The organism is Acidovorax sp. LjRoot204 (assembly GCF_056175785.1).
The window spans coordinates 1-25,189 of the sequence record NZ_JBGFFF010000069.1 but is presented as its reverse complement, the minus strand read 5'-3'; the positions used below and the strand labels follow the sequence as shown (position 1 = coordinate 25,189).

Below are 25,189 nucleotides of genomic sequence, written 5' to 3'. Positions count from 1 at the left end.
GTGCAAGCCCGGCTCGATCAAGCCCCACACCCACTTCACGGCTGAGGTGTATGTGTTGAGCAAGGACGAAGGCGGTCGCCACACTCCTTTCTTCAACAACTACCGTCCCCAGTTCTACTTCCGCACGACCGACGTGACTGGCGCCATCGAGCTGCCAGCCGACAAGGAAATGGTCATGCCTGGTGACAACGTGTCGATCACTGTGAAGCTGATCAACCCCATCGCCATGGAAGAAGGTCTGCGCTTCGCTATCCGCGAAGGCGGCCGTACCGTGGGCGCTGGCGTCGTGGCCAAGATCATTGCTTAATTCATAAGCAGAAAAGGAACTTGCCATGTCCAAGCAAAAAATCCGCATCCGCCTGAAGGCGTTTGACTACAAGCTGATCGACCAGTCCGCTGCCGAGATCGTTGACACCGCCAAGCGCACCGGCGCTATCGTCAAGGGTCCCGTGCCCCTGCCGACGCGCATGAAGCGTTTCGACATCCTGCGCTCGCCGCACGTCAACAAGACCAGCCGCGACCAGCTCGAAATCCGCACGCACCAGCGTCTGATGGACATCGTGGACCCTACGGACAAGACCGTGGACGCCCTGATGAAGCTCGACCTGCCAGCTGGCGTGGACGTCGAAATCAAGCTGCAGTGATGTAGCAGTAGCTGCTGTGGGACGGGTTCGCCCGTCTTGCAGCGACTGAAATAACGCGAACTTGCTTGAAAAAGCAGTTCGCGTTATACTTTAGGGCTTCGCTCGATTTGCGCCTGTTAAATGGTGTGCATCAGCGGAGTTTTATTAACCTTCTTTCATGCACGCAAGCGAGAGTTTGCGGAAACGCCGTAGCCAATTGAAGTTGCGGCGGTGAGAGTTTTGGAGAAAACCAATGAGTCTGAGCAACTCCCTCGGGTTGCTGGGTCGCAAAGTGGGCATGATGCGTCTGTTCACCGATGATGGGGACGCAGTGCCTGTCACGGTGGTGGATGTGTCCAACAACCGCGTTACCCAGGTCAAAACCCAAGAGAACGATGGCTACGTGGCCCTGCAGGTCACGTTCGGTTCGCGCAAAGCATCGCGCGTGACCAAGCCAGAAGCCGGCCACCTTGCCAAGGCAGGTGTGGAAGCCGGTGAAATCATCCAGGAATTCCGCGTGACCGCAGAAACCGCTGGCAAGTACGCCGCGGGTGCTACGGTTCCTGCCACCGATGTGTTTGCCGTGGGCCAAAAGGTCGACGTGCAAGGCACGTCCATCGGTAAGGGCTACGCCGGTACCATCAAGCGTCACAACATGAGCTCGCAGCGCGCGTCGCACGGTAACAGCCGTTCGCACAACGTGCCTGGCTCGATCGGTATGGCACAAGACCCAGGTCGCGTGTTCCCCGGCAAGCGCATGACGGGCCACCTCGGCGATGTCACCAAGACCACGCAAAACCTCGATGTCATCCGCATCGATGAAGCGCGTCAACTGCTCTTGATCAAGGGCGCTATTCCGGGCTCCAAGGGTGGGTTCGTGACGGTGCGTCCAGCGATCAAGGCCAAAGCCTCCAAAGGAGCGAACTAATGCAGCTCGAACTCCTGAATGACCAAGGCCAAGGCGCATCCAAGCTGGATGTTCCTGAAACCGTGTTCGGTCGTGAATACAACGAAGATCTGGTGCACCAGATCGTGGTGGCCTATCAGGCCAACGCACGCCAAGGCACTCGCGCCCAGAAGGACCGCGAGCAAGTCCGTCACTCGACCAAGAAGCCTTTCAAGCAAAAGGGTACGGGTAACGCACGTGCAGGTATGACTTCCTCGCCTCTGTGGCGTGGGGGTGGTCGGATTTTCCCGAACATGCCTGACGAAAATTTCACGCAGAAGATCAACAAGAAGATGTACCGCGCCGGTATGTCTGCCATCTTGTCGCAGCTGGCCCGCGAAGGCCGTCTGGCTGTGGTCGATTCGCTGAAGCTTGATTCCCCCAAGACCAAGGTCCTGGCTGACAAGTTCAAGGCGATGAACCTGCAATCGGTGATGGTGATTGCCGACGAAGTGGACGAAAACCTGTACCTGGCCTCGCGCAATCTGGTGAACGTGCTCGTCGTTGAGCCCCGTTACGCCGATCCCGTGTCGCTGGTGCGTTTCAAGAAAGTGCTCGTCACCAAGGGTGCAATCGACAAACTCAAGGAGATGTTCGCATGAGCACACTCAAGTTTGACGAAGGTCGTCTGATGCAAGTGCTGGTCGCTCCCATCGTGTCCGAAAAGGCCACCATGGTTGCCGAGAAGTCCAATGCAGTGACGTTCAAGGTGCTGCAGAACGCTACCAAGCCCGAAATCAAGGCCGCTGTGGAATTGATGTTCAAGGTGGAAGTCAAGGGCGTTTCTGTGGTGAACACCAAAGGCAAGACCAAGCGTTTCGGCAAGACCGTGGGCCGCCGCGACAACGTTCGCAAGGCATACGTCACGCTGCAGCCAGGTCAAGAGCTGAACCTCTCCGGGGAGGCCGCGTAATCATGGCTGTCGTTAAGATGAAACCTACCTCGCCCGGCCAACGTGCCGTGGTGAAGGTCACGCGTGACCACCTGTACAAGGGTGAAGCGTACGCCCCCCTGCTGGAGCCACAATTCCAGAAGGCCGGTCGTAACAACAACGGTCACATCACCACCCGTCACAAGGGCGGTGGTCACAAGCACCACTACCGTGTGGTGGACTTCAAGCGCAACAAGGACGGCATTCCGGCCAAGGTTGAGCGCATTGAGTACGACCCCAACCGTACGGCCCACATCGCTCTGGTGTGCTATGCCGACGGCGAACGTCGCTACATCATCGCTCCCCGCAACCTGGAAGTGGGCGCAACCCTGCTGTCCGGTTCGGAAGCACCGATCCGCGCTGGCAACACGCTGCCTATCCGCAACATCCCCGTGGGTTCGACCATCCACTGCATCGAGCTCAAGCCCGGTGCCGGTGCTCAGATCGCCCGTTCGGCAGGTGCTTCGGCAACGCTGCTGGCCCGCGAAGGCGTTTACGCTCAAGTGCGTATGCGCTCCGGCGAAGTGCGCAAGATCCACATCGAATGCCGCGCCACCATTGGTGAAGTGGCCAACGAAGAGCACAGCCTGCGCCAACTGGGCAAGGCCGGTGTGAAGCGCTGGATGGGTATTCGTCCTACGGTTCGCGGCGTGGCCATGAACCCTGTGGATCACCCTCACGGTGGTGGCGAAGGCCGCACCGGCGAAGGCCGCCATGCAGTCGATCCTTGGGGCAATCTGACCAAGGGTTATCGCACCCGTAACAACAAGCGCACACAGATCATGATCGTGTCGCGTCGCAAGAAGTAAGGGGTAACAGATGACTCGCTCTCTCAAAAAGGGTCCATTTGTTGACCATCACTTGCTGGCCAAGGTCGAAAAGGCCGTCGCCACCAAGGACAAGAAACCAGTCAAGACCTGGTCGCGTCGCTCCATGGTTCTGCCCGAGTTCATCGGTCTGACCATCGCCGTGCACAACGGCAAGCAACACGTGCCGGTCTATGTCACCGACCAGATGGTGGGCCACAAGCTGGGCGAATTCGCCCTGACGCGCACCTTCAAGGGTCACCCCGCTGACAAAAAAGCGAAGAAGTAAGGAACGACCATGTCTGAAACACGTGCAGTCCTCCGGGGCGTCCGTCTGTCGGTCGACAAGGGCCGTCTGGTCGCCGACCTGATCCGCGGCAAGAAAGTGGACCAGGCTCTGAACATCCTGAACTTCACGCAGAAAAAAGCTGCGGGAATCGTCAAGAAGGTTCTGGAGTCGGCCATCGCCAACGCCGAACACAACGATGGCGCTGACATCGACGAACTGAAGGTCAAGACCATCTACGTCGAACAAGGCACCACGCTCAAGCGCTTCACCGCGCGCGCCAAAGGCCGCGGCAACCGCATCAGCAAGCCCACGTGCCATGTGTACGTGACGGTTGGCAACTAAAGGCTCGGGAAGACTATGGGACAGAAAATCCATCCTACCGGCTTCCGCCTTGCGGTCAGCCGCAACTGGTCCAGCCGTTGGTACGCCAGCAACCGCGATTTCGCGGGCATGCTGGCCGAAGACATCAAGGTGCGCGAGTACCTGAAGGCCAAGCTCAAGAACGCGGCTGTGTCGCGCATCCTGATCGAGCGTCCTGCCAAGAACGCCCGTATCACCATTTACTCGGCACGTCCTGGTGTGGTGATCGGCAAGAAGGGCGAAGACATCGAGAACCTGAAGAAGGAACTCGCGTCGCGTCTGGGCGTGCCCGTCGCAGTGAACATCGAAGAAGTGCGCAAGCCTGAAATCGATGCCAAGCTGATCGCCGACAGCATCACGCAACAGCTCGAAAAGCGCATCATGTTCCGCCGCGCCATGAAGCGCGCCATGCAGAACGCCATGCGTCTGGGTGCCCAGGGCATCAAGATCATGTCGTCCGGTCGTCTGAACGGTATCGAAATCGCTCGCTGCGAGTGGTACCGTGAAGGCCGCGTGCCACTTCACACGCTGCGTGCGGACATCGACTACGGTACCTCTGAAGCCAAGACCACCTACGGTGTGATCGGCGTCAAGGTCTGGGTCTACAAGGGTGACACGCTGGGCCGCAATGACCTGCCCGCCGTGGAAACGCCTCGTCCAGACGAAGAGCGCCGCCCACGCGGCCCACGCCGTGATGGCCGCCCAGGTGGCGATCGTCCAGGCGCAGGCCGTGGCCCACGTCGTCCTGTCGGTGGCAACGCCGCTCCGGCCGACGGCAGCGACAAGCCAGCGGAAGCTGGTGGCGCTGATAACACCGCCGTTAAGCGCGTACGCAAAGTCGCCGCGCCCGCTACAGCAGCGGACGGTAAAGGAGAATAAAGATGCTGCAACCTGCTCGCCGTAAATACCGCAAGGAGCAAAAGGGCCGTAACACTGGTGTCGCAACACGGGGTGCCTCCGTTGCGTTCGGTGATTTCGGTCTGAAGTGCACCGATCGTGGCCGTCTGACGGCCCGCCAGATCGAAGCTGCACGCCGTGCGATTTCCCGTCACGTCAAGCGTGGCGGCCGTATCTGGATCCGCGTGTTCCCGGACAAGCCAATCTCTACCAAGCCCGCAGAAGTGCGTATGGGTAACGGTAAGGGCAACCCCGAGTACTACGTGGCCGAAATCCAGCCCGGCAAGATCGTGTTCGAGATCGTCGGCGTGCCCGAAGAACTGGCCCGCGAAGCCTTCCGCCTGGCTGCTGCCAAGCTGCCGCTGCGCACCACGTTCGTCAGCCGTCACCTTGGCGCGTAATTCAGGAGACCATGAAAATGACCAAAGCTACTGAACTGCGCCAAAAAGACGTTGCCGGCATCGAAGCCGAAATCAAGGCACTGCAAAAGGCCCATTTCGGCCTGCGCATGCAAAAGGCTACGCAGCAACTGGGTAACACCAACACGCTGCGCACCACTCGCCGTGATATCGCACGTGCCAAGACCATTCTTGCTGAAAAGCAAGCCGCCAAGTAAGGAGCCCATATGACGGAACCTAAAAAATCCCTCAAGCGCACCTTGATTGGCAAGGTGGTCAGCGACAAGCGTCAAAAGACTGTGACCGTGCTGGTCGAGCGCCGTGTGAAGCACGAGCTCTACGGCAAGATCGTTGCGAAGTCGAGCAAGTACCACGCCCATGATGAAAATGGCGAGTACAAGCTGGGCGACGTGATCGAAATCACCGAGAGCCGCCCGCTCTCCAAGACCAAGAACTGGGTGGCTACCCGCTTGGTGCAAAAGGCCGGCCTGCTGTAAGCAGCTGTCCATGCCCGCTCCGGGGGCGCAAGCCCCTGGGCAGCAAGGCCCTTCAAAACGACCCACAATGTGGGTCGTTTTGCTTTGTGGGCCTCCTTTTTGATGCGAACGGTTCACACCGTGCCCAGGAGGAGCTTTGCATGGCACTGCGTTCTCGGGTTCCAACACCCCATCCCAACATCCCTAGGAGAAAACAATGATCAAAGTCGGTGACACCTTGCCCGCAGCCACGCTGATGGAATATTCCGAAGTCGAGGGCGAAGGCTGCAGCATCGGCCCGAATCCCGTGGCGGTGGACAAGGCTACGGCGGGCAAGACGATTGCCCTGTTTGCATTGCCCGGTGCCTTTACACCCACCTGCTCGGCCAAGCATGTTCCTGGCTATGTGGAGAAGGCCGCCGAGTTCAAGGCGGCCGGCGTGGATGAAATCTGGTGCGTGAGCGTGAACGACGCGTTCGTAATGGGCGCTTGGGCGCGCGACCAGAAGACCGACGGCAAGGTGCGCATGCTGGGCGACGGCAGCGCCGCCTTCGCGCAAGCCACGGGCCTCACCCTGGACCTGACCTCCAAGGGCATGGGCCTGCGCAGCAACCGCTATTCGATGCTGGTGCGCGATGGCAAGGTGGTGACGCTCAACGTCGAAGCGCCGGGCAAGTTTGAAGTGAGCGACGCTGACACCCTGCTGGCCCAGGCCAAGGCGGCGTGAGACCCTGTCGAATGCTATTGAAATAATAGCTGCAAGCGCATGTACACCATGCGCTTGCGCCTCAAATGGTCAAAAAATATCGACCTTGAGGTAGTGTGCCCCGGGTATGGGGTTGTGGTAGTAGGGCGGGATTTCTTCGAAGCCCAGGTCGGTGTATAGCGCGCGGGCCGACTCCATATCGTCCAGGGTGTCGAGCAAAACACACGCGTAACCTGCTTGCCGCGCCCGGTCCAGCATGGCTTCGGCCAGCTCGCGACCCAGGCCAAAGCCGCGAAACGCCTTGCGCACATACAGCCGCTTCATTTCGCTGGCGTTGGGGTAGTCGGCGTTATCCAGCGGGCGCAGGGCGCAACAGCCTGCCAAGGCGCCTTCCACTTCGGCGACCAGCAGGGCGCCACGAGGTTCGGCGTAGTCGCCCGGCAGCTGCGCCAGTTCGGACTCAAAGTCCTGAAAGCACAAATCAACGCCCAGCGTGCTGGCGTACTCGCGAAAGATGTCTCTGACCGCATCCCACTCGGCGGGCGAAGAGGGGGTTCTCAGGGAGATGGAGGGCTTGTCCAAAGCGCAAGGCGTGCAAACGAAGGAGCCGCCAGTGTAGCGACTTCGTTCAGAACGCCGGTGCCGCCAGGGACGACACCCACCAGGCCACGCCAGCGCTCAGTGCCAGCACCACCAAGGCGACGATACGGCTCAGGGCATCATCCCGCGAGGGTGCTGCCGCCTCGGGCAGCGTCTTGTCGCCGTCCAGCATGGGGCGAATGAGCTGCTGCTTGCGCACGCGCACATAAAAGATGATGGCCAGCACGTGCAGCGCCACCAGCCCCAGCACCAGGAACTGCCCGATGTCCTTGTGGTAGTTCGTGGCCAGCCCCACGACGGCGTTCGAGACATATTGGGTCAACGGTCCGGCAAAGGCGATCTCGTCGTCGCTCAGCAAACCCGTGCCCACCTGGGCTGCCAGCACGGCCAGCAGCACGAACACCGACAACGCGCCCAGCGGGCTGTGTCCGATGCCGTCCTCCGGGTGTGGCGTGCCACGCAGGTACCGCAGCAGCCGCGCTGGCGAGTACAGGAACGCCGAAAAGCGCGACCAGCGGCCGCCCACCAATCCCCAGACCAGCCGGAACACCAGCAGCGCCAGCACCGTGTAGCCCAGGCGGAAATGCCAGACCATTGCATTGCCTCCCACATTGGCGGTGATGACCAGCGCCACGATGCAGACCGCCAGGGCCCAATGAAAAATGCGGGTTGGAAGGTCCCAGATGCGTACGGTGTGCTGCGTCATGGTGGTCAAAGGCGGTGCGCCGAAGTGAGGGATGGATGAGGAAGCATGCGGCATTGTGCGGCAGGGCGGCCGGACCTGTAACCTCCCAGCCACAGCACAAACGCGCCCAAACCGGCATACTGCGCAGGCTTGGAAGGCACCATTCTGTTCCACCCACGAAAAAGGAAGTTCCGATGAAAGCATTTGCTGCGTTGACCCTGGCGGCTGCGGCCCTGACCCTGTCCGCCCCCGCCTCCGCCCAATTTGCCAAAGCCGAAGATGCCATCAAATACCGCCAGAGTGCGCTGTTTGTGATGGGCCAGCACTTCGGCCGCCTCGGCGCCATGGCCAACGGCCGCGCGCCGTTCGATGCCAAGGTGGCGCAGGAGAATGCCGACATCGTGGCCCAGATGGCCAAGCTGCCATGGGCAGGTTTTGGTCCCGGCACCGACAAGGGCGCGCCCACCAAGGCACTGCCAGAAATCTGGACCGAGCAGGCCAAGTTCAAGGACCATGCCGAGAAGCTGGAAGCCGAGACCGTGAAACTCGCCGCTGCGGCCAAGACCGGCAACCTGGACAACCTGAAAACCGCCTTTGGTGCCACTGCAGGCACTTGCAAGGCCTGCCACGACAACTTCCGCGCGAAGTGACGCAATCACTGGAGGATCATGTTGCTATGTTTTGCATAGCGATCAAGGCATGATCCACTAGCGCAAAAGGCCAATTTCTATCGAAGTTGGCCTTTTTTGCCCTGAACGAGCTGGGGTGCATGCGGGAGCGTTGTGTCCGCCCCGCTGCTCAGGTTTCTGCCAGCAGCTTCTCGATCAACTGGTGCAGCTCCGGGAAATTGGGGGCGCCTACATAGGTCTTCACGATCTCGCCCCGCTTGTTCACGATGAAGGTGGAGGGCGTCAGGCGCACATCGCCCCAGGCCTTGGCCACGTTGCCGGTGTTGTCGATGGCCACCTGGAAGGGCAGCTTGCGTGTCTCGGCAAAGTTCACCACGTAGCTGGGAGGGTCGTAGCTCATGGCCACGGCCAGGGTGTCAAAACCCTTGCTGTTGTACTTGTTGTAGGTCGCGATGATCTCGGGCATTTCGGCCACGCAGGTGGTGCAGCTCGTGGCCCAGAAGTTGACCAGGGTGACCTTGCCTTTCAGGTCGGCGGTGGATTTGCTGGAGCCATCCAGCAGCACGAAGGTCGATGCAGGCGCTTCGGCGCGGCCTGTGTCCAGGTACACATAGGCGCCCACAGCGGCAAACGCTGCCACCGCCACACCTGCTGCCCAATGCTTGATCGCCATGACTTCACCACCCATCCCAAAAGAAACACGGGGCCTGTGCCCCACCCCACATTGTGCCGGAGTGGCCCGCTCGCCGCGCGAGCGGCGCTCGCCACACCAAGGCTGGACTCGACTTTCCCGCAAAAGTTCGCTGCAGAACGCAGGGCAGAGCCGACATCGGGGACTCTGCCGATAATGCCCCGATGAAATGGACATTGACCGGGGCCGCCGCCCTGCTGATTGCGGGTTGCAGCCCCGCACTGAATTGGCGCACCGTGCCGCTGCCCGAAGCGGACCTGACCATCACCCTGCCGTGCAAGCCCGACCAGGCCACCCGCACGGTGGAGCTGGCCGGTGCGCCGGTGGAGCTGTCCATGGTGGGCTGTGACGCCGATGGCGCCACCTTTGCCGTGTCCCATGCCGCGTTGGCCGACCCTGCCCAGGTGGGCGCAGCGCTCACCCACTGGCGGGCTGCCATGCTGGCGCGCCTGGGGGCAGGGGCCGAAGCGGGCGCCAAAGACGTACCCTACGCGCCGCGCGGCACCTTGCCCCTGCCGCAGTCGGTGCGTACCGTGGCACAGGGGCAGCGTCCCGATGGCAGCGCGGTGGTCGCGCAGGCCGTGTGGTTTGCACGCGCGGCAGGGCCGCAGGTGCGGCTGTACCACGCCGTCGTCTACACCGCCAAGCCCCGGCCGGAGGTGGCCGACCAGTTCTTCGCTGGCCTGGCGCTGCCATGAGCGGCGGCGTGTTGCCACGGCGGGCGGCCGTCATCGTCTTTCTGGCGTTTGCCTTCGCCTACTTTCTGTCGGCGCTGGTGCGTGCTGTCACGGCCACCCTGGCGCCCACGCTGGCCCAGGAGTTCTCGCTGCAGGCGCGGGACCTGGGGCTGCTGGCGGGCGGGTACTTTCTGGGTTTCTCGGCCACGCAGCTGCCGTTGGGTACCTGGCTGGACCGCCACGGCCCCAAGAAGGTCGCACTGGGCTTCCTGGGCGTGGCCGTGGTGGGCAGCCTGGTGTTTTCGGCGGCCACGGGGTTTTCGGGTCTGCTCGCCGGTCGGGTGTTGTGCGGCGCGGGCGTCAGCGCCTGCCTGATGGCGCCGCTCACTGGCTACCGCCGGTGGCTGGAGCCGGTGGCGCAGATGCGGGCGAACTCGTGGATGTTGATGACGGGCTCGCTGGGCATGGTGGCCTCCACGCTGCCGGTGCAATGGGCCTTGCCGCTGGTGGGCTGGCGCCCGCTGTTCTGGGGGCTGGCGGTATTGATCGCGTTGTCGATGGTGGTGATTGCTTTGTGGGTGCCAGGCTGGGGTTTGGCGGGGCAGTCCAAGGCAGCGTCCAACGCCGCAGAGGCCGTGCCCCAGGGCTATGGCGTGGTGTGGCGGCACCCTTATTTCCAGCGCCTCGCGCCGCTGGGGTTCTTCTGCTACGGCGGCATGGTGGCCATGCAGACGTTGTGGGCCGGGCCGTGGATGCAGCGCGTGGCGGGCTACACCGCCCTGGAGTCGGCGACGGGCCTGTTCTGGATCAACGTGTCCATGTTGTGCACCTTCTGGACCTGGGGCATGGTCAACCCCTGGCTGCTGCGCAAGGGGTTTGGTGCCGACCGGCTGATGGCCATGGGCCTTCCGCTGTGCTCGGTGGTGCTGCTGGGCATCATCCTGGCGGGGCCCCAGGCCGGGGGTGGCGCCTGGGCGTTGTTCTGCGTGTCGTGCACCTTCGTGTCGCTGTCGCAGCCCGCCGTGGCCATGGCGTTTCCGCAGGCGCTGGCAGGGCGGGCGCTGTCGGCCTACAACCTCGTGATTTTTGTGGGCGTGTTTGTGGTGCAGTGGGGCATCGGGCTGGCGGTGGACGCCTTTGCAGCCGCGGGGCTGGCCACCGTGCCGGCGTTCCAGGCGGCCATGGCGGTGTACCTGGCATGCAACGTCAGCGCCTACGCATGGTTCCTGCTTCGGGGGCGGCGCCATAATGTGCTGACAACCCCCACACCATGAACACTTGCGCAACCATCGATGCAACCACCGGCGGCCTCTTCATGACCTGCCCTTCGTTGATACCCGCGTGGCGTAAGTCGTGACCATGAGCCCCACCAGCATCCTCATCATTGCCCACGCCCCACTGGCCCATGCGCTGCGCGAATGTGCGCTGCACGTGTTTGCCGACTGCGGCAGCAGCGTGGCTGCGCTCGACGTGCAGCCCAACCAGCCCCCCGAAGAATCGCTGGCCCAGGCGCGCATCATGCTGGACCAGCTGGGCACCGACACCACCCTGGTGCTGACCGATGTGTTCGGCGCCACGCCCTGCAACGTGGCGCAGCGCCTGGTAGACGGCGTGCGCTCGCGCCTGGTGACGGGTGTCAATCTGCCCATGCTGCTGCGCGCCGTGAGTTACCGGGCTGAGCCGCTCGATTCCGTGGTGACCCGCGCCGTGGTGGGTGGTACCCAAGGGGTGATGCAGGTGGCCATTTCCGCGCCGCAGAACCAGAACCGCCGTAACCGACATGATCAAGACCCGTACGACCATCAGCAATAAATTGGGCCTGCACGCCCGCGCATCGGCCAAGCTCACCAAGCTGGCCGGCAGCTTTCCGTGTGACGTTTTCATGAGCAAGGGGGAGCGCCGCATCAACGCCAAGAGCATCATGGGCGTGATGATGCTGGCCGCCGGGCTGGGCTCTGAAGTGGAGCTGGAAACCAACGGCGACCGCGAACAGGAGGCCATGGACGCCCTGCTGGCACTCATTGCCGACAAATTTGGCGAAGGTGAATAAGCCTGCCCACCTCGCCCGTGTCCTGACCCCGTCGAACCTTTGATCACACCACCATGACCTTCTCCGTCCACGGCCTCGCAGTTGCACGCGGCATTGCCATTGGCCGGGCCGTGCTGGTGGCGTCCAGCCGGGTGGATGTGGCGCACTACTTTGTCGAGCCCTTACAGGTCGAGGGCGAGATCGAACGCGTGCGCCAGGGCCGCAACGCCGTGGTCGAGGAGCTGCAGCGCCTGCAGACCGACATGCCCGCCGACGCGCCGCACGAGCTGACCGCGTTGCTGGATGTGCACCTGATGCTGCTGCAGGACGAAGCCCTCACGGGCGGCGTCAAACACTGGATCACCGAGCGCCTGTACAACGCCGAGTGGGCGCTCACCACCCAGCTTGAGGTGATTGCGCGCCAGTTCGACGAGATGGAGGACGAGTACTTGCGCGAGCGCAAGGCGGACCTGGAGCAGGTGGTTGAACGCATCCTGCGCTACATGAAAGGCGTGGCCAGCCCGGTGGCACCACCGGCCAGCAGCCCGCGTCGCAAGACACAGCAAGATTTGCTGCTGGACGACACGGTGGATGTGCCCCTGGTGCTGGTGGCGCACGACCTCTCGCCCGCCGACATGCTGCAGTTCAAGCAAAGCGTGTTCGCGGGCTTTGTGACGGACGTGGGCGGCAAGACCAGCCACACCGCCATCGTCGCGCGCAGCATGGATATTCCCGCCGTGGTGGGCGCGCGTGCCGCCAGCCAGCTGGTGCGTCAGGACGACTGGGTCATCATCGATGGCGATGCGGGCGTGGTCATTGTCGATCCCTCGCCCATCATCCTGGCCGAATACGGATTTCGCCAGCGCCAGGTCGAACTGGAGCGCGAACGCCTGGCGCGCCTGCGCCACACGCCTGCCATCACCATCGACGGCCACAAGATCGAGCTGCTGGCCAACATCGAGCAGCCCGGTGACGCCGCCGCCGCCGTGCGCGCAGGCGCCGTGGGCGTGGGCCTGTTCCGCAGCGAATTTCTGTTCATGGGCAAAAGCGGCAACCTGCCCGGCGAGGACGAGCAGTACCGCGCCTACTGCGAGGCCATTGACGGCATGCAGGGGCTGCCCGTCACCATCCGCACCATCGACGTGGGCGCGGACAAGCCTCTGGACAACAAGGCCCACAAGGACAGCTACCTGAACCCGGCCCTGGGCCTGCGCGCCATCCGCTGGAGCCTGGCCGACCCGGCCATGTTCCGCACCCAGCTGCGCGCTGTGCTGCGTGCGGCGGCCCATGGCAAGGTCAACCTGCTGTTCCCCATGCTGGCGCACACGCACGAAATCCAGCAGACGCTCGCCCAGGTGGACCTCGCCCGGGGTGAGCTGGATGCACGTGGCGAGCCCTATGGTCCTGTACAGCTGGGCGCAATGATCGAGGTGCCCGCCGCGGCACTCATGGTGCGCACCTTCCTCAAGTACTTCGACTTTCTCTCGATCGGCACCAACGACCTGATCCAGTACACCCTGGCCATCGACCGCGCCGACGAGGCCGTGGCCCACCTGTACGACCCGCTGCACCCTGCCGTGCTGCGCTTGGTGGGCGACGTGATTGCCGAGGGGGAGCGCCAAGGCAAGAGCGTGTGTGTGTGCGGCGAAACGGCGGGCGATGTGACCATGACGCGGCTGCTGTTGGGCCTGGGGCTGCGCAGCTTCTCCATGCACCCCGCGCAGATCCTGGCTGTGAAGCAGGAGGTGCTGCGCGCTGACACGCGCAAGCTCGCCCCCTGGGCGCAGCAGGTGCTGGCGGGCGATGAACCTGCTGTGCTGCTGACTGCTTGACAGGCTGAGAAGCAGACCGCCTGAGGGGGGGGCGGGTTACTTCAAAATTGATAGCTGTCAGAGCATATTTTTCTGGCGCTTCCAGCCAATTTCGCTGAAATTACTGCGTCAGCGTGCCCGCATCCCCATCACAGCTGCGCTGATGATCATGGCCGTGGCCAGCGCAATGCTCCAGGTGAATGCACGGCCGCTCACCAGGATCAGCAACGCGGTGGACGCCAGTGGCGTGATGTAGCTCAGGATGCCGATGTGCCGGGCGTCCCCCAGCTTGAGCGCCTTGTCCCACATAAAAAACGACGCCCCCAGCGGCCCCAGGCCCAGCACCGCGAGCAGCCCCCAGTCGCGCGGCTGCAGTGCCGCCGCAGGCTCCAGCGCCACATGGCACAGCAGCGACAGCACGCCGGACACCAGCCCGAACAGGCCAATGGCCGTGGTCGGGAACGCTGCCACGCGCTTGGTCATGAGCGAATACGTGGCCCAGATGAAAGCCGCTGCCAGCGCGGGCAGGTAGCCCCAGGCCAGCGTGCCGCTCAACTCGCGCCCGCCGGCAATGGCAATGGCCGCGCCGCCAAAACCCAGCAGCGCCGCCAGCACATGCGGCAGGCGCAGCGCCACACCGGGCAGCACCACCGGCGAGAGCACCACGATGAACAGCGGCCACAGGTAGTTGACGAGGTTGGCCTCCACCGGCGGGGCATGGCGCAGCGCGATGAACAGCAGAAAGTGGTACGCAAACAGGCCGTACACGCCCAACGCCAGCGTGCGCAGCGGGATGCGCCACTGTGCAGGGTCACGCAGCACAAACGGCCAGGCCGGCACGCTGCCGATGATGAGCGCAACGCCTGTGAGCAGGAAGGGCGGAATGTGGGTGAGGGACACCCCCAGGGAAGCGAGAGAGGCCCACAGCGCAATGGCGCCCAGGGCATAGAGGTTGGCTTGCATGGCGCCGAGCTTACGCGCGCCCGCTGTAGTGAGTCATCGCGCAACACCGGTGAGTCGTCGCGCGCCAAGGTTTTGGGCTGGTTGCCAGCCGTAGTCGGCCGCTATGTGTGCTGCTCAGCCCGGCGCAATGCGGCAGTCAAAGCCGAGGGCGAGCGGTAGCCCGTGCGCAGCGCCACCTCGGCCACCGCCATGCCCGTGCTGCGCAGCACCCGGGCCTGCGCCAGGCGCAAGCCGCGCAGCCAGGCCATGGCGCCCATGCCCTGGTCGTCCCGGCATCGGGCAGAAAACTGGCTGGGGCTCAGATGCACCTGCGCCGCCAGGTCGGCCACGGTCAGTTCACGGTGCCATTGCTGCGCCGCCCATTGCTGCAGGGCGGGCCAGTTGATGGTGCGGCCGCGCGTAGGGCCGGGCGTGGAACAGTCGGAATGGGTGCTGTCGAGCCACGCCTCCAGCAAGAGCGCAGGGCCGTAGGTTTGTGCCAGCGGGCGGTCTTGTTGCAGTGCGCTCGCCAGATAGTGCGCCAGTGGCAGTGCACCGGCGGGTGGTTTGGTCGAGCGGCGTTGGCCGGTACAGCGCGCCCAGTCGGGGTGTGCGCTGTCGAGCACCAGGCACAGGCTGCCACGGGACGATTCAAAGTCGTGCCGATCTCCCGGGGCAATCACGCAGCCGCCGCCGGGTGCCACGCGCACGCCACGGCCCGCCACCTCCAGGTCCAGCGCTCCGGAGAGTCCCAGCAGAATCTGGAAATGGTCATGGCTGTGGCTGCCCGGTGATGCTCCGTAGCGGCGCAGGGAGAGCAGACCATTCGGGCCCATGGGTGACCTGCGACCGGGCCGGGTGGACAGGGCTTACACGCCAGCGGCGTGCGCCTGTTGGTCCGCGTGGTAGCTGGAGCGCACCATGGCGCCAACTGCCGCATGGCTGAAGCCCATCTTGTACGCCTCTTCCTCGAACATCTTGAAGGTGTCGGGGTGCACGTAGCGGCGCACGGGCAGATGGCTGTTGCTGGGTGCCAGGTACTGGCCGATGGTCAGCATGTCGATGTTGTGCGCGCGCATGTCACGCATGACCTGCAGGATCTCTTCGTCCGTCTCGCCCAGGCCGACCATAATCCCGCTCTTGGTGGGCACGTTGGGATGCAAGGCCTTGAACTTCTTGAGCAGGTTCAGGCTGAACTGGTAGTCCGAACCGGGGCGCGCTTCCTTGTACAGGCGGGGCGCAGTTTCCAGGTTGTGGTTCATCACGTCGGGCGGCGCGGCTTTCAGGATTTCGAGCGCGCGGTCATCACGGCCGCGGAAGTCGGGCACCAGGATCTCGATTTGGGTCTGGGGCGACAGCTCGCGGATGTTCTGGATGCATTCCACAAAGTGGCCGCTGCCGCCGTCGCGCAGGTCGTCGCGGTCCACGCTGGTAATCACCACGTATTTGAGCTTGAGTGCGGCAATGGTCTTGGCCAGGTTCAGCGGCTCATCCTTGTCGAGCGGGTCGGGGCGGCCATGGCCCACGTCGCAGAACGGGCAACGGCGCGTGCACTTGTCACCCATGATCATGAAGGTGGCCGTGCCTTTGCCAAAGCATTCACCGATGTTGGGGCACGAAGCTTCTTCGCACACCGTGTGCAGCTTGTGTTCGCGCAGTATTTCCTTGATTTCGTAGAAACGCGTGGTGGGGCTGCCCGCCTTCACGCGGATCCACTCTGGCTTCTTGAGCACTTCGCCCTGCTCCACCTTGATCGGAATGCGCGACAGCTTGGCCGCAGCCTTTTGCTTGGCCAGCGGGTTGTAGGCTTCGGTGGATTGCGCTTCGCGGACGACTTCAGGGGTGCTCATGGCTGTAGGCAGAGTTCAGGGCGCCAACCGGATGCTGAGCTGCTGGCCCAGCACCTGCGCGGCTTCTTCCCAGGTGGTGTGGACCCCGATTGTAGAAAGGTCCACCGTTTTCAATCCTGCGTAACCGCAAGGGTTGATGCGGCCGTAGGGCTCCAGGTCCATGTTCACGTTCAGCGCCACGCCGTGGTAGGTGCAGTGGCGGCTGACCTTGATGCCGAGCGCCGCGATCTTGCCCAGGCCTTCGAAGTCGGGCGTGGGCGCCTCCGAGCCCGCTCGTTTTTGGGGGCGTTGGGGCAGCATGGCGTGGCTGCGCGGGTCATCCAGGCGCACATAAATGCCGGGTGCGCCGGCAACCCGGTGGCCCGTGACGCCGAAGCGCGCCAGCGCACGGATCACGGACTCTTCGACGCGATAAACGTATTCCTTGACGAAATAGCCTGCGCGTTGCAGGTCGATCAGCGGGTACGCGACCACCTGGCCCGGTCCGTGGAAGGTGACCTGCCCACCCCGGTTGGTGGCGATGACGGGGATCTCGCCTGGGTCAAGCACATGATCGCTTTTGCCTGCAATGCCTTGGGTGTAAAGCGGCGGGTGCTCACAAATCCAAAGCGTATCCGGGTCAGAGGGCGTACGTGTGGTCGTGTAGTCCTGCATGGCCTGCACAGTGCTGGCGTAGTCCACACGGCCCAGCAGGCGGATGTCAATCGTCATGGCGCAACTTGAAGGGGGCGGCTACAGCACCACTTTCACCAGCGGATGCGATGACAGCGCACGGTACAGGTCGTCCAGCTGCTCGCGGCTGGTCGCCGTGATGGTGATGGTTACTCCGAGGTAATTGCCTGCGCGGCTGTCCCGCAGTTCAATGGTGGCGGCGTCGAAGGTGGGGTCAAACTGGCGGGCCAGTTCGGTCACCGCGTGCACGAACCCATCCACCTTGGCGCCCATGACCTTGATCGGGAACTTGGAGGGGTATTCGATCAGCGAGTCTTTGCGTGGATCTGTTGCCTGCGTATCGAGGCCGTTGGCGGGCGGCGGATTGGAGGATGTCATGGTGGATCGCGGTGGTAGGGATGCTGCAGTTTCAATAGCTAGGCATGCACTGTCATTGTGCGCCACGGGCTGATGAGGGTGTCTGAATTGTGTGTTTGGCGTGCGCCAGATCGGTGCATTGCGCGAGTTTTTTGGAGCGCAAAAGCCGTTGGCGCATCACCACAACAGAGCAGGCGCACACGAAGCCCACAGGCACGTTTGCGGGTTTTTGTCTGGTGCCATGGGTTTTTACTTATAATTAGAGGCTTTGTAAAAGTTGCGGTCTGTAACGCGGGCGTCATTCATCAATGAAAACAATCCCGCCAGAGACTGAAACTGAGGCTGAAGAATCTGACTTCAAGCCCCTGACGGCCCAAGAGGCGCAGCAGTGGCGCAGTCGCCATCCGCCCCTCTCGGTGTGGAAGGTGGTGGCAGGTCAGGCGCTGGTCGGAATGCTGGTGGCCCTGGTGGCCTGGGTTCTGACGGGCAGGGCGGTGGTGGGTTGGTCTGCAGCCTACGGTGCCCTGGCAGTGGTGGCTCCGGCTGCACTGTTTGCCCGCGGTGTGTTGCGCCACAAGGCGTCATCCAATCCGCGGGCTGCCATGGTGGGGTTCTTTGGGTGGGAAATCGCCAAGATCATGTTGACGGTGGCGCTGCTGGCGGCGGCACCTCGGCTGGTGCCGGGCTTGAGCTGGATTGCCTTGCTGATTGGCATGGTGGTCGCAATGAAAACGTACTGGGTGGCACTGTTGGTGCGGCCTGGTGTCCGAAAAACCGATTGATAGAGAGAAGAGTTGTCCGATGGCCGCAGAAGCGCACGCTCCGACTGCAAGTGAATACATCGTTCACCACCTGCAGCATCTTCAAAACGTCAACCAGACCAAGATCGTTGATTTCACTGTCATCAACTATGACTCGATCATCGTCGGTTTGGTTCTAGGGGCTCTCACCCTTTTGATTCTGTGGTCAGCTGCCCGTAAGGCAACCTCTGGTGTGCCTGGACGCTTCCAGGCAGCGGTCGAGATGCTGGTCGAGATGGTGGACAACCAGGCCAAGGCGAACATTCACAACGCTGAAAGCCGCAAGTTCATTGCGCCCCTGGGTCTGACGGTGTTCGTCTGGATCTTCTTGATGAACTTCATGGACATGCTGCCTGTGGACCTGCTGCCCGCCATCTGGGCGCAAATCTATGGCGCCGCCGGCCACGATCCTCACCACGCCTATCTGCGTGTCGTGCCCACGGCTGACCTGTCTACCACGCTGGGCCTCGCTTTTGCCATCCTGATCCTGCGCTTCTGGTACAGCGTCAAGATCAAGGGTGCTGGCGGCTGGGCACACGAACTGGTGTCGGCCCCTTTCGGCACCAGCAAGAATCCTATCTTCGCCCTGATCCTGGGCGTGGTGAATCTGCTCATGCAGATCATTGAATATGTCGCCAACACCGTGTCCCATGGCATGCGGTTGTTTGGCAACATGTACGCTGGCGAGCTGGTGTTCATGCTCATCGCCCTCATGGGTGGTGCTGCGGCCCTGTCGCTGTCGGGTGTGCTGCTGCCTGTGGGCCACGTCATCGCTGGCACCATCTGGACGCTGTTCCACATTTTGGTGATCTCGCTGCAAGCGTTCATTTTCATGATGCTGGCGCTGATCTACCTCGGTCAGGCGCACAACGCGCACTAAGTTTCCCTTTCGTTTTTTCTTTCCTTAACTTTTCTTTTTAACTCAGGAGTCATCATGGAAAACATTCTCGGTCTCGTCGCTCTGGCTTGTGGTCTGATCGTTGGTCTGGGCGCTATCGGCGCTTCCATCGGCATCGCCCTGATGGGTGGCAAGTTCCTCGAATCGTCGGCACGTCAGCCTGAACTGATCAACGAACTGCAAACCAAGATGTTCATCTTGGCTGGTCTGATCGACGCTGCGTTCCTGATCGGCGTGGCTATCGCTCTGCTGTTCGCTTTCGCCAACCCCTTCGTTTCCACGCTCTTGGCCAACCTGCCCAAGTAATTCCCGTTCAACGCCACTTTAGAAAGGTGTTGCCGTGAGTATCAATGCGACCCTGTTCGTTCAGGCCATCGTCTTCCTGATCCTCGTGTGGTTCACGATGAAATTCGTGTGGCCCCCGATCGCGAAGGCGCTGGATGAGCGAGCCCAGAAAATCGCCGATGGCCTCGCAGCTGCCGACCGTGCCAAATCCGAACTGACCGCTGCCAACCAGCGCGTCGAGAAGGAGCTGTCACAGGCGCGCAACGAGACGGCCTCGCGTCTTGCGGACGCCGACCGTCGTGCCCAGGCCATCATCGAAGAAGCCAAGGCCCGCGCCACAGAGGAAGGCAACAAGATTGTTGCTGCTGCCCGCGCTGAAGCCGAGCAGCAGACGGTCCAAGCCCGCGAAGCCCTGCGTGAGCAGGTGGCAGCGTTGGCCGTCAAGGGTGCCGAGCAGATTCTCCGCAAGGAAGTCAATGCTGGCGTCCATGCCGACCTGCTCAACCGCCTGAAGACCGAGCTGTAAGGGGACACACATGGCTGAACTCGCCACCATTGCCCGCCCTTACGCCGATGCCTTGTTCAAGGCTGCCACTGCGGGCGCGGGCGTCGATCTGGGCAGCACCGCTGCCTGGATGGACGAACTGGCGGCGATTGCCGCCAACCCCCAGCTGCGTCAGTTGGCGGACAACCCCAAGGTGACGGCAGACCAGGTGTTCGCTGTATTCACCGGGGTCGCCCGCTCGGCCCTGCCGGATATGGCCAAAAATTTCCTGCGCACAGTCATCGACAACGGACGCATTGATGCGCTCCCGGAAGTGGCTGCGCAGTTTCGTGCCCTCGTGAATCGTCGCAACGGATCTTCGGATGCCGTGGTGTACAGCGCATTTCCGATGGACAGTGCTGCACTGTCTGAGGTCAGCGCAGCGCTGGAAAAGCGCTTCGGCCGCAAGCTCAACCTCGCTGTGAAGCTGGATGAGTCCCTGATCGGTGGTATTCGCGTAGTGGTGGGTGACGAGGTGCTGGACACTTCGGTCAAGGCCCGTCTTGAACAAATGAAAGCGGCCCTCATCGCGTAATGCGCGGCGAGGACAGCGAACCAAAGAAAGAAGGAAAGAGTCATGCAACTCAATCCCGCAGAAATTTCTGAACTCATCAAGAGCCGCATCGAAGGTCTGGCCGCCAGCAGCGATATCCGCAACCAGGGTACCGTGGTGTCCGTGTCCGACGGTATCGTGCGCGTTCATGGCCTGTCGGACGTGATGCAGGGCGAAATGCTCGAGTTCCCCGCGACCAAGGACGGCCAGCCCTCCTACGGTCTGGCGCTGAACCTTGAGCGCGACTCCGTCGGCGCCGTGATTCTGGGCGAGTACGAGCATATCTCCGAAGGCGACACCGTGAAGTGCACGGGCCGTATTCTGGAAGTGCCCGTCGGTCCCGAACTGATCGGCCGCGTGGTGAATGCCCTGGGCCAGCCGATCGACGGCAAGGGTCCCATCAACGCCAAGCTCACCGACGTGATCGAAAAGGTTGCTCCTGGTGTGATCGCCCGTAAATCGGTGGACCAGCCTCTGCAGACCGGCCTGAAGTCCATCGACTCGATGGTGCCCGTGGGCCGTGGCCAGCGCGAGCTGATCATTGGTGACCGCCAGACCGGCAAGACGGCCGTCGCCATCGACGCCATCATTGCCCAGAAGGGTCAGGGCGTTACCTGTATCTACGTCGCTATTGGTCAGAAGGCTTCTTCGATCAAGAACGTGGTGCGCGCTCTGGAACAAGCCGGCGCCATGGAGTACACGATTGTGGTGGCCGCATCGGCTTCCGAATCGGCCGCCATGCAGTACGTGTCGGCCTACTCGGGCTGCACGATGGGCGAGTACTTCCGCGACCGCGGTGAAGACGCGCTGATCGTGTATGACGATCTGTCCAAGCAAGCCGTTGCCTACCGCCAAGTGTCCCTGCTGCTGCGCCGCCCACCAGGCCGTGAAGCCTATCCTGGCGACGTGTTCTATCTCCACAGCCGCCTGCTCGAACGCGCAGCCCGCGTGAACGCCGACTACGTCGAAGCCTTCACCAAGGGTGAAGTCAAGGGCAAGACCGGATCGTTGACAGCACTGCCCATCATTGAGACGCAAGCTGGCGACGTGTCCGCTTTCGTGCCTACCAACGTGATTTCGATCACCGACGGTCAGATCTTCCTGGAAACCAGCCTGTTCAACGCCGGTATCCGCCCCGCTATCAACGCCGGTATCTCGGTGTCGCGCGTCGGCGGTGCAGCCCAGACCAAGCTGGTGAAGAACCTGTCCGGTGGTATCCGTACCGACTTGGCCCAGTACCGTGAACTGGCTGCGTTTGCGCAGTTTGCCTCCGATCTGGACGAAGCCACCCGCAAGCAGCTGGACCGCGGTGCTCGCGTGACCGAACTGCTCAAGCAGGCACAGTACAGCCCGCTGCCCATCTCGCTGATGGCTTCCACGCTGTTCGCTGTGAACAAGGGCTTCATGGACGACATCGACGTCAAGAAGGTGCTCGACTTCGAACACGGCCTGCATCAGTTCCTGAAGACCAGCCACGCCGCTTTGCTGGCCAAGCTGGAGCAGGCCAAGGCCATGGACAAGGACGCAGAAGCCGAATTGACCGCAGCGATCGCCGCGTTCAAGAAGTCGTTCGCTTAAACCGGACGAGGAGCCATCATGGCAGCAGGCAAGGAAATACGCGGCAAGATCAAATCGGTGGAAAACACCAAGAAGATCACCAAAGCCATGGAAATGGTGGCCGCATCCAAAATGCGCAAGGCGCAGGACCGGATGCGGGCTGCCCGCCCATACAGCGAGAAGATCCGCAACATTGCAGCCAACCTCGGCAAGGCCAACCCAGAGTACGTGCATCCGTTCATGAAAGTGAACGATGCCAAGACCGCTGGCGTCATCGTCATCACCACAGACAAGGGTCTGTGTGGCGGCATGAACACCAACGTGTTGCGTGCCGTGACGACCAAGCTGCGTGAACTGCAAGGTGCTGGCGTCTCGACCGAAGCCGTGGCGATTGGCAACAAGGGCCTGGGTTTCCTGAACCGTGTGGGCGCCAAGGTGGTTTCGCACGTGACGGGTCTGGGCGACACCCCCCACCTGGACAAGCTGATTGGCCCGGTGAAGGTGCTGCTCGATGCATACGCAGAAGGCAAGATCAACGCGGTGTACCTGAGCTACACCAAGTTCATCAACACCATGAAGCAGGAATCGGTGGTGGAGCAGTTGCTCCCCCTGTCCTCCGAGCAGATGCAGGCTGAGAAGACGGAGCACGGCTGGGACTACATCTATGAGCCCGATGCGCAAAGCGTCATCGACGAGCTGCTGGTCCGTTATGTCGAGTCCCTGATCTATCAGGCGGTTGCGGAAAACATGGCGTCCGAGCAGTCGGCGCGCATGGTGGCCATGAAGGCTGCCACCGACAACGCCGGCAGCGTCATTGGCGAGTTGAAGCTGGTCTACAACAAGACGCGCCAGGCAGCGATCACGAAAGAACTTTCGGAAATCGTGGCTGGCGCCGCTGCTGTGTAAGCAGCTCAACAAACTACTTTATTGGAGCGAAAAATGGCTCAAGTGCAAGGCAAAATTGTTCAATGTATCGGCGCTGTGGTGGACGTGGAGTTCCCCCGCGACCAGATGCCCAAGATTTATGACGCCCTGAAGCTCGAAGGCTCGTCGCTGACGCTGGAAGTGCAACAGCAGCTGGGCGACGGTGTGGTGCGTACCATTGCCCTGGGTTCGTCCGACGGCCTGCGTCGCGGCATCATGGTGTCCAACACCGGCAACCCCATCACCGTGCCTGTGGGCAAGGCGACGCTGGGCCGCATCATGGACGTGCTGGGCACGCCCATCGACGAACGCGGTCCGGTCAGCCAGGACCTGACGGCCTCCATCCACCGCAAGGCCCCTGCGTACGACGAACTGTCGCCATCGCAAGAGCTGCTGGAAACCGGCATCAAGGTGATCGACCTGGTGTGCCCGTTCGCCAAGGGCGGCAAGGTGGGTCTGTTCGGCGGCGCCGGCGTGGGCAAGACCGTGAACATGATGGAACTCATCAACAACATCGCCAAGGCCCACAGTGGTCTGTCGGTGTTCGCTGGTGTGGGCGAGCGTACCCGTGAAGGGAACGACTTCTATCACGAAATGGCCGATTCCGGCGTGGTGAACCTCGAGAAGCTCGAAGACTCGAAGGTCGCCATGGTGTACGGCCAGATGAATGAGCCCCCAGGCAACCGTCTGCGCGTGGCCCTGACCGGCCTGACCATCGCGGAATCCTTCCGTGACGAAGGCCGTGACGTGCTGTTCTTCGTGGACAACATCTACCGCTACACGCTGGCCGGTACCGAAGTGTCCGCTCTGCTGGGCCGTATGCCTTCCGCCGTGGGCTACCAGCCTACGCTGGCCGAAGAAATGGGCCGCCTGCAAGAGCGTATTACGTCCACCAAGGTCGGTTCGATCACTTCCATCCAGGCCGTGTATGTGCCAGCGGATGACTTGACCGACCCATCGCCTGCCACGACGTTTGCTCACTTGGACTCCACCGTGGTGTTGTCGCGTGACATCGCTTCGCTGGGTATCTACCCCGCTGTGGATCCTCTGGACTCCACCAGCCGCCAGCTGGACCCGAACGTGGTGGGCGAAGACCACTACACCACGGCCCGCGCCGTGCAAGGTACGCTGCAACGCTACAAGGAACTGCGCGACATCATCGCCATCCTGGGCATGGACGAACTGGCTCCTGAAGACAAGCTGGCCGTGGCCCGCGCTCGCAAGATCCAGCGTTTCCTGTCGCAGCCTTTCCACGTGGCCGAAGTGTTCACGGGTTCGCCAGGCAAGTACGTTCCCCTGTCGGAAACCATCCGCGGTTTCAAGATGATCGTGAACGGCGAGTGCGACCACCTGCCAGAGCAAGCGTTCTACATGGTGGGCACCATTGACGAAGCCTTCGAAAAGGCCAAGAAGGTGGCCTGATGAGCCGTCGGCCGGGCAGCCCATGGCAGCGCGGCCTTCAGCAATCAAGCAACCCACCTTTTCCTAGGAGCAATGATGAACACCATCCACGTTGATGTGGTCAGTGCCGAAGAGTCCATCTTCTCCGGTGAAGCGCGTTTTGTCGCTCTGCCCGGCGAAGCTGGCGAACTGGGTATCTACCCCCGCCACACCCCGCTGATCACCCGCATCAAGCCGGGCTCGGTGCGCATCGAAATGGCTGACGGTGGCGAAGAGTTCGTTTTCGTGGCCGGTGGCATTCTGGAAGTGCAACCCAACTGCGTGACCGTGCTGTCCGACACCGCCATCCGTGGCAAGGACCTGGACGACGAGAAGGCCAACGCAGCCAAGTCTGCAGCCGAAGAAGCGCTCAAGAACGCCAAGAGCGACATCGATCTGGCCAAGGCCCAGTCCGAACTGGCTGTTATGGCAGCCCAGATTGCGGCACTGCGCAAGTTCCGCCAGAAGAAGTAAGCTTTTGCGAGCACCCCTGTGCGGCAAAAAAACCCGGCAATGCCGGGTTTTTTTATTTCTGCGCTGTGTGGATGCCCTCCAGCATTGGCCTTGCCATGATGCATATGCTCCCCCCAGCCGTGGATTGCCATGAGTTCCGTTTGATGTGGATGGTCGGTGACTTTTAGCGCTGCTCCGAAACGAAACGGCTGCCCGCCAGACTAAAAAAGGCCGGGGCCCCTCACAGGGCCCCGGCCTTTTGCATTGGCACTTTTCACAAAGCCCTCATGCGGTCCGCATGGGGCCTCTGGCAATTACATCGCGTTGCCGATTTCGCCAGAAGAGATCTGGCCGGTACGC

The 25,189-nt window shown here is 62.2% G+C and carries 36 protein-coding genes; 28 read left to right on the top strand and 8 right to left on the bottom strand.

Annotation, left to right across the window (positions count from 1 at the left end):
- The 13 genes from AC04MI_RS13730 to AC04MI_RS13670 all read left to right on the top strand — a co-directional run.
- Positions 1-307, top strand: a 307-nt coding sequence (locus AC04MI_RS13730) for an EF-Tu C-terminal domain-related protein (RefSeq protein WP_476497987.1), incomplete at its 5' end; no start/stop codon positions are given.
- A 25-nt stretch (positions 308-332) separates the two neighbouring features.
- Positions 333-644, top strand: coding sequence for a 30S ribosomal protein S10 (rpsJ, locus tag AC04MI_RS13725; protein ID WP_005796953.1), 312 nt, complete (start codon positions 333-335; stop codon positions 642-644).
- Positions 645-876: 232 nt separating this feature from the next.
- Positions 877-1,551, top strand: a complete 675-nt coding sequence (gene rplC, locus AC04MI_RS13720; protein WP_056058913.1) for a 50S ribosomal protein L3 — start codon at positions 877-879, stop codon at positions 1,549-1,551.
- Positions 1,551-2,171 (top strand): 50S ribosomal protein L4, encoded by a 621-nt coding sequence (gene rplD, locus AC04MI_RS13715; RefSeq protein WP_008906425.1) that lies wholly within the window; start codon positions 1,551-1,553, stop codon positions 2,169-2,171. The genes rplC and rplD overlap by 1 nt, the downstream gene beginning before the upstream one ends.
- The gene (gene rplW, locus AC04MI_RS13710) at positions 2,168-2,482 is read left to right on the top strand and encodes a 50S ribosomal protein L23 (protein WP_007847815.1); all 315 of its coding nucleotides are present in this window, start codon (positions 2,168-2,170) and stop codon (positions 2,480-2,482) included. Before rplD ends, rplW begins: the two co-directional genes overlap by 4 nt.
- 2 nt (positions 2,483-2,484) lie before the next feature.
- Positions 2,485-3,309, top strand: coding sequence for a 50S ribosomal protein L2 (gene rplB, locus AC04MI_RS13705; RefSeq protein ID WP_008906426.1), 825 nt, complete (start codon positions 2,485-2,487; stop codon positions 3,307-3,309).
- Positions 3,310-3,319: 10 nt separating this feature from the next.
- On the top strand, positions 3,320-3,595 hold the full coding sequence (rpsS, locus tag AC04MI_RS13700) for a 30S ribosomal protein S19 (protein ID WP_010467177.1): 276 nt from the start codon (positions 3,320-3,322) through the stop codon (positions 3,593-3,595).
- 9 nt (positions 3,596-3,604) lie between these two features.
- Positions 3,605-3,937 carry a 50S ribosomal protein L22 gene (gene rplV / locus AC04MI_RS13695; protein ID WP_007847806.1) on the top strand — a complete coding sequence of 111 codons (333 nt, stop codon included), beginning with the start codon at positions 3,605-3,607 and terminating at the stop codon, positions 3,935-3,937.
- A gap of 15 nt (positions 3,938-3,952) precedes the next feature.
- Positions 3,953-4,834: a 30S ribosomal protein S3 gene (gene rpsC, locus AC04MI_RS13690; protein ID WP_056058910.1), complete on the top strand. Its 882-nt coding sequence runs from the start codon at positions 3,953-3,955 to the stop codon at positions 4,832-4,834.
- A gap of 2 nt (positions 4,835-4,836) precedes the next feature.
- Positions 4,837-5,253, top strand: coding sequence for a 50S ribosomal protein L16 (rplP, locus tag AC04MI_RS13685; RefSeq protein WP_015012190.1), 417 nt, complete (start codon positions 4,837-4,839; stop codon positions 5,251-5,253).
- Positions 5,254-5,270: 17 nt separating this feature from the next.
- On the top strand, positions 5,271-5,468 hold the full coding sequence (rpmC, locus tag AC04MI_RS13680) for a 50S ribosomal protein L29 (protein WP_015012191.1): 198 nt from the start codon (positions 5,271-5,273) through the stop codon (positions 5,466-5,468).
- Positions 5,469-5,477: 9 nt separating this feature from the next.
- Positions 5,478-5,747: a 30S ribosomal protein S17 gene (gene rpsQ / locus AC04MI_RS13675; RefSeq protein ID WP_056058906.1), complete on the top strand. Its 270-nt coding sequence runs from the start codon at positions 5,478-5,480 to the stop codon at positions 5,745-5,747.
- A 196-nt stretch (positions 5,748-5,943) separates the two neighbouring features.
- Positions 5,944-6,453, top strand: coding sequence for a peroxiredoxin (locus tag AC04MI_RS13670; RefSeq protein ID WP_015012193.1), 510 nt, complete (start codon positions 5,944-5,946; stop codon positions 6,451-6,453).
- Between the two features lie 69 nt (positions 6,454-6,522).
- Here the strand turns inward: AC04MI_RS13670 and AC04MI_RS13665 are convergent, their stop codons facing one another.
- Together AC04MI_RS13665 and AC04MI_RS13660 are read right to left on the bottom strand one after the other, a co-directional pair.
- Positions 6,523-7,014, bottom strand: a complete 492-nt coding sequence (locus tag AC04MI_RS13665; RefSeq protein ID WP_056058903.1) for a GNAT family N-acetyltransferase — start codon at positions 7,012-7,014, stop codon at positions 6,523-6,525.
- A 46-nt stretch (positions 7,015-7,060) separates the two neighbouring features.
- Entirely contained in the window at positions 7,061-7,738 is a 678-nt protein-coding gene (locus tag AC04MI_RS13660; RefSeq protein WP_146869797.1) for a cytochrome b/b6 domain-containing protein, read from the bottom strand.
- 173 nt (positions 7,739-7,911) lie between these two features.
- On the opposite strand from AC04MI_RS13660, the gene AC04MI_RS13655 reads away from it, so the two are divergent.
- On the top strand, positions 7,912-8,367 hold the full coding sequence (locus AC04MI_RS13655) for a c-type cytochrome (protein ID WP_056058898.1): 456 nt from the start codon (positions 7,912-7,914) through the stop codon (positions 8,365-8,367).
- 148 nt (positions 8,368-8,515) lie between these two features.
- On the opposite strand, the gene AC04MI_RS13650 is transcribed toward AC04MI_RS13655, so the two are convergent.
- Positions 8,516-9,019, bottom strand: coding sequence for a TlpA disulfide reductase family protein (locus AC04MI_RS13650; protein ID WP_056058916.1), 504 nt, complete (start codon positions 9,017-9,019; stop codon positions 8,516-8,518).
- Between the two features lie 182 nt (positions 9,020-9,201).
- Between AC04MI_RS13650 and AC04MI_RS13645 the strand changes: the two genes are divergently transcribed.
- From AC04MI_RS13645 to ptsP, 5 genes are all read left to right on the top strand, one after another.
- Positions 9,202-9,735: a hypothetical protein gene (locus AC04MI_RS13645; RefSeq protein WP_056744131.1), complete on the top strand. Its 534-nt coding sequence runs from the start codon at positions 9,202-9,204 to the stop codon at positions 9,733-9,735.
- Entirely contained in the window at positions 9,732-10,988 is a 1,257-nt protein-coding gene (locus AC04MI_RS13640) for an MFS transporter (RefSeq protein ID WP_056058893.1), read from the top strand. Before AC04MI_RS13645 ends, AC04MI_RS13640 begins: the two co-directional genes overlap by 4 nt.
- Positions 10,989-11,073: 85 nt before the next feature.
- Positions 11,074-11,526, top strand: a complete 453-nt coding sequence (locus AC04MI_RS13635) for a PTS sugar transporter subunit IIA (protein ID WP_056058890.1) — start codon at positions 11,074-11,076, stop codon at positions 11,524-11,526.
- On the top strand, positions 11,495-11,764 hold the full coding sequence (locus AC04MI_RS13630; RefSeq protein WP_056058887.1) for an HPr family phosphocarrier protein: 270 nt from the start codon (positions 11,495-11,497) through the stop codon (positions 11,762-11,764). The genes AC04MI_RS13635 and AC04MI_RS13630 overlap by 32 nt, the downstream gene beginning before the upstream one ends.
- 53 nt (positions 11,765-11,817) lie before the next feature.
- Positions 11,818-13,575: a phosphoenolpyruvate--protein phosphotransferase gene (gene ptsP, locus AC04MI_RS13625; protein ID WP_436079297.1), complete on the top strand. Its 1,758-nt coding sequence runs from the start codon at positions 11,818-11,820 to the stop codon at positions 13,573-13,575.
- A gap of 108 nt (positions 13,576-13,683) precedes the next feature.
- Here the strand turns inward: ptsP and AC04MI_RS13620 are convergent, their stop codons facing one another.
- The 5 genes from AC04MI_RS13620 to AC04MI_RS13600 all read right to left on the bottom strand — a co-directional run bounded on the left by AC04MI_RS13620 (position 13,684) and on the right by AC04MI_RS13600 (position 17,396).
- Positions 13,684-14,517, bottom strand: a complete 834-nt coding sequence (locus AC04MI_RS13620) for a DMT family transporter (protein ID WP_056058882.1) — start codon at positions 14,515-14,517, stop codon at positions 13,684-13,686.
- 101 nt (positions 14,518-14,618) lie between these two features.
- Positions 14,619-15,332, bottom strand: a complete 714-nt coding sequence (locus AC04MI_RS13615; protein ID WP_476497986.1) for an AraC family transcriptional regulator — start codon at positions 15,330-15,332, stop codon at positions 14,619-14,621.
- A 33-nt stretch (positions 15,333-15,365) separates the two neighbouring features.
- A complete protein-coding gene (gene lipA, locus AC04MI_RS13610; protein WP_056058875.1) occupies positions 15,366-16,346 on the bottom strand; it encodes a lipoyl synthase in 981 nt (326 codons plus the stop codon).
- Between the two features lie 15 nt (positions 16,347-16,361).
- Positions 16,362-17,057 (bottom strand): lipoyl(octanoyl) transferase LipB, encoded by a 696-nt coding sequence (gene lipB, locus AC04MI_RS13605; RefSeq protein WP_056058872.1) that lies wholly within the window; start codon positions 17,055-17,057, stop codon positions 16,362-16,364.
- A gap of 21 nt (positions 17,058-17,078) precedes the next feature.
- Positions 17,079-17,396, bottom strand: coding sequence for a YbeD family protein (locus AC04MI_RS13600; protein WP_056058869.1), 318 nt, complete (start codon positions 17,394-17,396; stop codon positions 17,079-17,081).
- 287 nt (positions 17,397-17,683) lie between these two features.
- Between AC04MI_RS13600 and AC04MI_RS13595 the strand changes: the two genes are divergently transcribed.
- The 9 genes from AC04MI_RS13595 (at position 17,684) to AC04MI_RS13555 (ending at position 24,850) form a co-directional block, all read left to right on the top strand.
- The gene (locus AC04MI_RS13595; protein ID WP_056058866.1) at positions 17,684-18,157 is read left to right on the top strand and encodes an ATP synthase subunit I; all 474 of its coding nucleotides are present in this window, start codon (positions 17,684-17,686) and stop codon (positions 18,155-18,157) included.
- Between the two features lie 19 nt (positions 18,158-18,176).
- Positions 18,177-19,055: a F0F1 ATP synthase subunit A gene (atpB, locus tag AC04MI_RS13590; RefSeq protein ID WP_010467223.1), complete on the top strand. Its 879-nt coding sequence runs from the start codon at positions 18,177-18,179 to the stop codon at positions 19,053-19,055.
- 54 nt (positions 19,056-19,109) lie between these two features.
- The gene (atpE, locus tag AC04MI_RS13585) at positions 19,110-19,379 is read left to right on the top strand and encodes a F0F1 ATP synthase subunit C (protein WP_015012210.1); all 270 of its coding nucleotides are present in this window, start codon (positions 19,110-19,112) and stop codon (positions 19,377-19,379) included.
- A 34-nt stretch (positions 19,380-19,413) separates the two neighbouring features.
- Positions 19,414-19,884: a F0F1 ATP synthase subunit B gene (locus AC04MI_RS13580; protein WP_056058864.1), complete on the top strand. Its 471-nt coding sequence runs from the start codon at positions 19,414-19,416 to the stop codon at positions 19,882-19,884.
- 10 nt (positions 19,885-19,894) lie between these two features.
- Entirely contained in the window at positions 19,895-20,437 is a 543-nt protein-coding gene (locus AC04MI_RS13575) for a F0F1 ATP synthase subunit delta (protein ID WP_056058859.1), read from the top strand.
- A gap of 42 nt (positions 20,438-20,479) precedes the next feature.
- Positions 20,480-22,033: a F0F1 ATP synthase subunit alpha gene (atpA, locus tag AC04MI_RS13570; RefSeq protein WP_056058856.1), complete on the top strand. Its 1,554-nt coding sequence runs from the start codon at positions 20,480-20,482 to the stop codon at positions 22,031-22,033.
- Positions 22,034-22,051: 18 nt separating this feature from the next.
- Positions 22,052-22,918: a F0F1 ATP synthase subunit gamma gene (gene atpG / locus AC04MI_RS13565; RefSeq protein WP_056058853.1), complete on the top strand. Its 867-nt coding sequence runs from the start codon at positions 22,052-22,054 to the stop codon at positions 22,916-22,918.
- 33 nt (positions 22,919-22,951) lie between these two features.
- Positions 22,952-24,358, top strand: coding sequence for a F0F1 ATP synthase subunit beta (gene atpD, locus AC04MI_RS13560; RefSeq protein ID WP_056058846.1), 1,407 nt, complete (start codon positions 22,952-22,954; stop codon positions 24,356-24,358).
- A gap of 75 nt (positions 24,359-24,433) precedes the next feature.
- Complete coding sequence (locus AC04MI_RS13555; protein WP_015012216.1) at positions 24,434-24,850, top strand: F0F1 ATP synthase subunit epsilon; 417 nt, start codon at positions 24,434-24,436, stop codon at positions 24,848-24,850.
- The last annotated feature ends 339 nt before the right edge of the window (positions 24,851-25,189 follow it).

Bases quoted from the DNA above. Each gene is read 5' to 3' on its own strand.
- atpA (WP_056058856.1), top strand. From the start codon at position 20,480: ATGCAACTCAATCCCGCAGAAATTTCTGAACTCATCAAGAGCCGCATC.
- AC04MI_RS13655 (WP_056058898.1), top strand. From the start codon at position 7,912: ATGAAAGCATTTGCTGCGTTGACCCTGGCGGCTGCGGCCCTGACCCTG.
- AC04MI_RS13620 (WP_056058882.1), bottom strand. From the start codon at position 14,517: ATGCAAGCCAACCTCTATGCCCTGGGCGCCATTGCGCTGTGGGCCTCT.
- rplB (WP_008906426.1), top strand. From the start codon at position 2,485: ATGGCTGTCGTTAAGATGAAACCTACCTCGCCCGGCCAACGTGCCGTG.
- AC04MI_RS13595 (WP_056058866.1), top strand. From the start codon at position 17,684: ATGAAAACAATCCCGCCAGAGACTGAAACTGAGGCTGAAGAATCTGAC.
- AC04MI_RS13640 (WP_056058893.1), top strand. From the start codon at position 9,732: ATGAGCGGCGGCGTGTTGCCACGGCGGGCGGCCGTCATCGTCTTTCTG.
- lipA (WP_056058875.1), bottom strand. From the start codon at position 16,346: ATGAGCACCCCTGAAGTCGTCCGCGAAGCGCAATCCACCGAAGCCTAC.
- atpG (WP_056058853.1), top strand. From the start codon at position 22,052: ATGGCAGCAGGCAAGGAAATACGCGGCAAGATCAAATCGGTGGAAAAC.
- AC04MI_RS13670 (WP_015012193.1), top strand. From the start codon at position 5,944: ATGATCAAAGTCGGTGACACCTTGCCCGCAGCCACGCTGATGGAATAT.
- rplC (WP_056058913.1), top strand. From the start codon at position 877: ATGAGTCTGAGCAACTCCCTCGGGTTGCTGGGTCGCAAAGTGGGCATG.
- rplW (WP_007847815.1), top strand. From the start codon at position 2,168: ATGAGCACACTCAAGTTTGACGAAGGTCGTCTGATGCAAGTGCTGGTC.
- rpsS (WP_010467177.1), top strand. From the start codon at position 3,320: ATGACTCGCTCTCTCAAAAAGGGTCCATTTGTTGACCATCACTTGCTG.
- rplP (WP_015012190.1), top strand. From the start codon at position 4,837: ATGCTGCAACCTGCTCGCCGTAAATACCGCAAGGAGCAAAAGGGCCGT.
- rplV (WP_007847806.1), top strand. From the start codon at position 3,605: ATGTCTGAAACACGTGCAGTCCTCCGGGGCGTCCGTCTGTCGGTCGAC.
- rpsJ (WP_005796953.1), top strand. From the start codon at position 333: ATGTCCAAGCAAAAAATCCGCATCCGCCTGAAGGCGTTTGACTACAAG.
- rpsC (WP_056058910.1), top strand. From the start codon at position 3,953: ATGGGACAGAAAATCCATCCTACCGGCTTCCGCCTTGCGGTCAGCCGC.
- lipB (WP_056058872.1), bottom strand. From the start codon at position 17,057: ATGACGATTGACATCCGCCTGCTGGGCCGTGTGGACTACGCCAGCACT.
- ptsP (WP_436079297.1), top strand. From the start codon at position 11,818: ATGACCTTCTCCGTCCACGGCCTCGCAGTTGCACGCGGCATTGCCATT.
- AC04MI_RS13635 (WP_056058890.1), top strand. From the start codon at position 11,074: ATGAGCCCCACCAGCATCCTCATCATTGCCCACGCCCCACTGGCCCAT.
- AC04MI_RS13615 (WP_476497986.1), bottom strand. From the start codon at position 15,332: ATGGGCCCGAATGGTCTGCTCTCCCTGCGCCGCTACGGAGCATCACCG.
- AC04MI_RS13555 (WP_015012216.1), top strand. From the start codon at position 24,434: ATGAACACCATCCACGTTGATGTGGTCAGTGCCGAAGAGTCCATCTTC.
- atpD (WP_056058846.1), top strand. From the start codon at position 22,952: ATGGCTCAAGTGCAAGGCAAAATTGTTCAATGTATCGGCGCTGTGGTG.
- AC04MI_RS13600 (WP_056058869.1), bottom strand. From the start codon at position 17,396: ATGACATCCTCCAATCCGCCGCCCGCCAACGGCCTCGATACGCAGGCA.
- rpsQ (WP_056058906.1), top strand. From the start codon at position 5,478: ATGACGGAACCTAAAAAATCCCTCAAGCGCACCTTGATTGGCAAGGTG.
- atpE (WP_015012210.1), top strand. From the start codon at position 19,110: ATGGAAAACATTCTCGGTCTCGTCGCTCTGGCTTGTGGTCTGATCGTT.
- rpmC (WP_015012191.1), top strand. From the start codon at position 5,271: ATGACCAAAGCTACTGAACTGCGCCAAAAAGACGTTGCCGGCATCGAA.
- AC04MI_RS13575 (WP_056058859.1), top strand. From the start codon at position 19,895: ATGGCTGAACTCGCCACCATTGCCCGCCCTTACGCCGATGCCTTGTTC.
- AC04MI_RS13630 (WP_056058887.1), top strand. From the start codon at position 11,495: ATGATCAAGACCCGTACGACCATCAGCAATAAATTGGGCCTGCACGCC.
- atpB (WP_010467223.1), top strand. From the start codon at position 18,177: ATGGCCGCAGAAGCGCACGCTCCGACTGCAAGTGAATACATCGTTCAC.
- AC04MI_RS13650 (WP_056058916.1), bottom strand. From the start codon at position 9,019: ATGGCGATCAAGCATTGGGCAGCAGGTGTGGCGGTGGCAGCGTTTGCC.
- rplD (WP_008906425.1), top strand. From the start codon at position 1,551: ATGCAGCTCGAACTCCTGAATGACCAAGGCCAAGGCGCATCCAAGCTG.
- AC04MI_RS13660 (WP_146869797.1), bottom strand. From the start codon at position 7,738: ATGACGCAGCACACCGTACGCATCTGGGACCTTCCAACCCGCATTTTT.
- AC04MI_RS13645 (WP_056744131.1), top strand. From the start codon at position 9,202: ATGAAATGGACATTGACCGGGGCCGCCGCCCTGCTGATTGCGGGTTGC.